We start from the raw sequence: 1,695 nt of genomic DNA, 5'->3' as shown, positions 1-1,695 counted from the left end.
ACTTCGATGCCTTCATGGAATTCTCCTCTCCCCATCAGGGGATCATAAGTGGAAAATTCCAGTTCAAACCGGCCTAATTTGGCGGGGGCACGTCAGTTCGCGTGTAGTATAGGCTGCGGTATCCCATCGCTTTCTTTGCAAACCGCTCCCTTTGTTGCGCGGCAGGCGAACTGGGGGTCGCGGCGGCTTCCCGGCTTGCGTCAAAGCAGAGAGCCGACTGAAGGAATTCTGGCCGATTTGGTGGCGGGCCGCGGGAGCTTCGCTCGGATGTGAAGGAGCATGAGCCAAGCTGGGACCGTCAGCTAAGACGGGTAAACCGGACTTGGTCTCCCAACGCGTTTGACCGCCCCCTTTGACCCGATCCAGGCGGCCTACGCCACTCTACCTAACGGATATCGTCGCAGGTGGCGGTGGCGCGCGATGCTCCACATTGAATGATTTCACTTCACAGGGAGTTGCGAGGAGTCGGCCTGCTTCTGGAGTACCAAGCCGAGTTCGCGTGCCTTCTTCCTTACTGAGGTGACATGGCGATCGAGCCCCGGCTATATCGAAGGCCACGCGAATGGTCAAAGCAGGAGGCGCACCGATTGATAGCTCTCACGCGTCAGAACACCCGCGCCGTCGGACCGGGTATCTGGGTTGGACTCCGCCCGGCGCCTACAGTGCGATCGCGATGTGTGTCTCTGTCCTAATTCCCACATTTGCGACCCAAAAGCGCATCCGTTTGTCGCCTTTCGAACAGACGGGCCAAATCCACTCTGCTCCAATTTCACTTTTGGAAGCAGTCATCGGTGGGGAGGCGAGATGGAACGGTCCCTATTAATTGGGATGACGCGCGACAAATATGTCGAGCGGTGGAAGCAGCAAGCTTTCGATCATCTCGACCGAGCTGATCTTAAGAACTCGGTCGCCTCGTTTGTCGGGGAATATGAACGCGCGTTCGGATTGCGAGTTGCCAAACTACTTGGCAAGGTTTGGCGGTTCGCTTCTGACGGCGAACATTGAAGGTTAAGGTGATGGTCCGATGATGGCGCACTACCGAGCTTACCTTTTGGATCACGACCGCCACGTTACAAGCGTGGCCAATTTGCAGTGTGCCGACGAGCAAAAAGCACGGGAACGTGCTCAGCAGCTAGTTGATGCCAACGACATCGAGCTATGGCAACTCGACGGACGTATTGCGGTGTGTTTGAAGCCGCCACAAGCCGAGCCTTGAACCGCCCCGGGTTTGCCGGAGGCCATTTGGTTTAAGTTATGCCGCCATGGCGGGTTGTTCCAGCATTGCGTAGTAGCGTTGCTCGGCTTCGGCAGGCGGGATGTTGCCGATGGGCTCGAGGAGCCGTCGGTTGTTGAACCAATCCACCCATTCCAGGGTCGCGAACTCGACGGCCTCGAAGCTTCGCCATGGCCCGCGCCGATGGATCACCTCGGCCTTGTAAAGACCGTTGATGGTTTCGGCGAGAGCATTGTCATAGGAATCTCCGACACTGCCGACAGAGGGCTCCACGCCTGCTTCAGCCAGGCGTTCGGTGTATTTGATCGAGACGTATTGGGCGGATTCAAACGGTCGTCGCAACACCCTGAAGTTGGAGGTTGCGATGAAAGTTGTAAGTCGACGTTCGGGGCGGTCAGGACGAGCGCCATTGCCATCGCCAGGCCGGCCTTCTGCTGCAGGACGCGATGAACAGAATAGAT

Annotated in this window: 3 protein-coding genes; 2 read left to right on the top strand and 1 reads right to left on the bottom strand. The window is 57.5% G+C overall.

What is annotated here, in order from left to right; genetic code table 11:
* Positions 1-804 precede the first annotated feature (804 nt).
* Together ABIB00_RS38940 and ABIB00_RS38935 are read left to right on the top strand one after the other, a co-directional pair.
* Positions 805-1,005 (top strand): hypothetical protein, encoded by a 201-nt coding sequence (locus ABIB00_RS38940; protein WP_354108004.1) that lies wholly within the window; start codon positions 805-807, stop codon positions 1,003-1,005.
* A gap of 19 nt (positions 1,006-1,024) precedes the next feature.
* A complete protein-coding gene (locus ABIB00_RS38935; protein WP_354108003.1) occupies positions 1,025-1,216 on the top strand; it encodes a hypothetical protein in 192 nt (63 codons plus the stop codon).
* A 36-nt stretch (positions 1,217-1,252) separates the two neighbouring features.
* Here the strand turns inward: ABIB00_RS38935 and ABIB00_RS38930 are convergent.
* Positions 1,253-1,695: integrase core domain-containing protein (locus ABIB00_RS38930; RefSeq protein ID WP_354108002.1), on the bottom strand; the 443-nt coding region annotated here is incomplete at its 5' end.

Source organism: Bradyrhizobium sp. LB14.3 (genome assembly GCF_040547985.1).
Lineage (GTDB): Bacteria > Pseudomonadota > Alphaproteobacteria > Rhizobiales > Xanthobacteraceae > Bradyrhizobium.
Note: the sequence above shows the minus strand (reverse complement) of the source record. Positions and strands in the feature narration are given on the sequence as shown.

Excerpts from the sequence above, each read along its gene's own strand:
- ABIB00_RS38940 (WP_354108004.1), top strand. The coding sequence starts at position 805 with ATGGAACGGTCCCTATTAATTGGGATGACGCGCGACAAATATGTCGAG.
- ABIB00_RS38935 (WP_354108003.1), top strand. The coding sequence starts at position 1,025 with ATGATGGCGCACTACCGAGCTTACCTTTTGGATCACGACCGCCACGTT.